At 71.3% G+C, this 3275-nt stretch carries 3 protein-coding genes; all 3 read right to left on the bottom strand.

What is annotated here, in order from left to right:
• Positions 1-55: 55 nt before the first annotated feature.
• A complete protein-coding gene (locus tag LOY02_RS18635; protein ID WP_317183863.1) occupies positions 56-1444 on the bottom strand; it encodes a folylpolyglutamate synthase/dihydrofolate synthase family protein in 1389 nt (462 codons plus the stop codon).
• Positions 1441-2028: a GNAT family N-acetyltransferase gene (locus tag LOY02_RS18630; RefSeq protein WP_317183862.1), complete on the bottom strand. Its 588-nt coding sequence runs from the start codon at positions 2026-2028 to the stop codon at positions 1441-1443. Before LOY02_RS18630 ends, LOY02_RS18635 begins: the two co-directional genes overlap by 4 nt.
• 17 nt (positions 2029-2045) lie before the next feature.
• Positions 2046-3275 (bottom strand): class I tRNA ligase family protein (locus LOY02_RS18625; protein ID WP_317183861.1); only part of this gene is annotated, 1230 nt, incomplete at its 5' end.

Raw genomic sequence — 3275 nt, 5'->3', positions numbered from 1 at the left:
GCTGAGCCGGCATCCAGCCCGCTGCGGCCTCCCAGCCCTGCCGCAGCCCCCGGGCTCAGACGTCGGTGACGCCGAGCAGCTGCCGGACCTCGCCCGCCGTGATCACCGATCCCGTGACGATGACTCCGCCCCCGAGGCCGTCCTCCTCGGCGAGCGTGATGGCACGGTCGAGGGCCTCCGGCAGGTCGGGCTCCACCGTGACGCGCGACTCGCCGAAGATCTCGACGGCGAGCGCCCCGAGCCTCGCCGCGGGCATCGCGCGCGGTGACGAGCTGCGCGAGACGACGACGTGGTCGAGCCTGGGCTCGAGGGCCTCGAGGATCGCTGCGGCGTCCTTGTCGGTCACGATGCCGACAAGACCGACGAGGCGCGTGAAGGTGAAGGCCTCGTCGAGGGCGGCGACGAGGGAGCGGGCTCCGTGCGGGTTGTGGGCGGCATCGACGAGCACCGTGGGCGATCGCCGCACGACCTCGAGGCGACCCGGTGAGGTCATCCGGGACACGGCTGCAGCGAGCACGCCCTGATCGAGGGCCTGCGCGCCCCCGCCCACGAGGCTCTCGACAGCCGCGATCGCGGTGGCGAGGTTGCTCGCCTGGTGGGCGCCGTGCAGGGGCAGGAACAGGTCGGGGTACTCGCCGGCGAGGCCGCGGATGCTCACCTGCTGCCCACCGAGGGCCACGTCGCGCGCGAGCACGCCGAAGCTGTCGCCCTCGACTCGCAGGTCGGACCCGACCTCCTCCGCCCGCCCTGCGAGCACGGCCGCGACGTCGGGATCCTGGACCGCCGACACGGTCACCGACCCGGCCTTGATGATGCCGCTCTTCTCGTGGGCGATGTCGACGATGTCGTCGCCGAGGAGGTGGGTGTGGTCGAGATCGATCGGCGTGATGACGGCCACCGTGCCGTCGGCGACGTTGGTGGCGTCCCAGGAGCCGCCCAGACCCACCTCGACGATCGCGACGTCGACCGGCGCATCCGCGAACGCCGCGAACGCGATCGCGACGAGGACCTCGAAGAAGTTCATCCGCCGCCCCCCCGACTCGAGGGACCTGGCGTCGACGATCTCGATCAGCGGCGCCATCTCGTCATGGGCCGAGATGAACTTCGCCCGGGGAATCGGCTTGCCCGACAGCGTGATCCGCTCCCGGAGGTCATGAAGGTGGGGCGATGTGAACCGTCCGGTGGCCAGACCGGTCTCCCGCAGGATCGAGTCGATCATCCGGCTCGTCGACGTCTTGCCGTTGGTGCCGGTGAGGTGGATGACGGGATAGGCGCGCTGGGGGTCGCCCGCGAGCTCCATCACCGCGGCGATGCGCTCGAGAGAGGGGCCGATGTCGTTCTCCGGGGCCCGAGCGAGGATCGCCTCCTCGATCTCGCGCATCCGCTTCATCTCCTCGAGGTTGCGGGCCGCCTCCTGGGCAGCTGCGTCCGGCCGTCCGGTCACGAGGTTCCCTCGACCGAGGCAGCAGGGCCGGCAGAGCCGGCATGATCGGCAGGACCCGCATCGTCTCCTGAGGCGAGCTCGCGGACCATCCAGATCGTGTCGGGCAGGCCGGAGCCGGAGGGCTCCCGGTGGCTCTCGTGGAAGCGATGGGCGCGGTGGAAACGCTCGGCGTAGGCGTTCCCCTCGGGGTAGGCCACCGTGATCCGGGTGTGGCCGAGCTCGACGGCCCGCTCGACGACCGCGTCCATGAGCCGGGAGCCGATGCCCCTGCCGTGGTGCTCGTGGAGGACGTAGAGCTTCCACAGCACGAAACCGTCGTCCTGCGTGCCGAAGGCGGCCATCCCCACCACCTCCCCGTCGAGCTCGGCGACGAGGGTGCGGCCCTGGCGGATCGAGGCCGCGACCACGTCGCTGGTCCACCACTTGGCCAGTCCCATGGCGACGTAGTCCATCCCGGCGATGGGCTCGTGGATCACCGGCCAGGTGCGGTGGCCGATGCTGAGGACCGCATCGAGGTCGTTGCCCTCGGCGGTGCGCACGACGAGGTTGCCGGCCGGCCGGCCCGTGGAGGGACTCGACGTCATTCTGGACTCCATCTCAGTCATGCCTTCGCCACCAGGACGGTTGCCTTGTAGCCCTCGCCGACCGACACCTCGGTGCCGACACCGTCGGCGAGCTGGTGGTCCGGCCCGGCGGACGAGAACTGCGTGGCCAGGGTCTCGGCGACGAGCAGGTCTCGGTGGGTGACCGTGGCCTCGAAGACCTCGGGGCTGCCCTGGATCGTCAGGCTGATGCGGTCGCTGACGTGCAGGCCGGCATCGCGCCGGGCCTGCTGGACGGCGCGGACGAGGTCGCGGGCGACGCCCTCGGTGGCGAGCTCGGGCGTGACGTCGGTGTCGAGCATGATGAAGCCGCCGCCGGGCAGCATCGCCGTGGCGCCCGCGGATGCCCCATCGCCGGGCTCGGTGACGACGGCCTCGATCGAGTACTCGCCCTCGACGAGCTCGAGTCCGCCGGAGGTCACGGCGCCGTCCGGGGACACCGACCAGTCACCCGTCTTGCTGCCCTTGATGGCCGCCTGGACGTCCCGGCCGAGGCGCGGGCCCGCGGCGCGGGCGTTGACGGTCAGGCGCTGCTCGACGCCGTAGTCGGCCTCACTGGCCGTGGTGAGGTCGACGAGGTCGAGGTCCTTGACGTTGAGCTCGTCCATGATGATCCCGCGGAACGGTTCGAGCGACGCGGCCTCGGGAACGACCACCGAGAGGCTGCTCAACGGCAGGCGCGCGCGGAGGCCCTTGGCCTTGCGCAGGCTGGATCCGACCGAGCACACGTCACGGGCCCGGTCCATCGCCACGACGAGCGCGTGGTCGGCAGGGAACTCGTCGGCCGCGGGGTAGTCGGTGAGGTGCACCGAGCGCTCGCCCGTGAGGCCGCGCCAGATCTCCTCCGTCATGAGCGGCAGGAGCGGCGCCACGGCGCGGGTGACCGTCTCGAGCGCGGTCCACAGGGTGTCGAAGGCCGCGAGGGACTCCTCCGACTCACCGCCCCAGAAGCGGTCCCGCGAGCGGCGGATGTACCAGTTCGTCAGCACGTCGACGAAGGTCCGCATGGTGTCGCACGCGGCCGCGATCTCGTAGCGGTCCAGCTGGTCCTGCATCGTCTCGACGAACTCGCGCAGCTTGGCCATGAGGTACCGGTCGAGGACGTCGGTGGAGTCGGTGCGCCGCTGGGCGGCATACCCCTCCCCTCCTCGGGCGGTGTTGGCGTAGAGCGCGAAGAACGACCACGCGTTCCACAGCGGGATCATCACCTGGCGCACGCCGTCGCGGAT

This window comes from Intrasporangium sp. (assembly GCF_032907665.1).
Classification (GTDB): domain Bacteria; phylum Actinomycetota; class Actinomycetes; order Actinomycetales; family Dermatophilaceae; genus Intrasporangium.
The sequence above is the reverse complement of the archived record's forward strand: the minus strand, read 5'-3'. Positions and strand labels throughout refer to the sequence as shown.

Bases quoted from the DNA above. Each gene is read 5' to 3' on its own strand.
- LOY02_RS18630 (WP_317183862.1), bottom strand. From the start codon at position 2,028: ATGACGTCGAGTCCCTCCACGGGCCGGCCGGCCGGCAACCTCGTCGTG.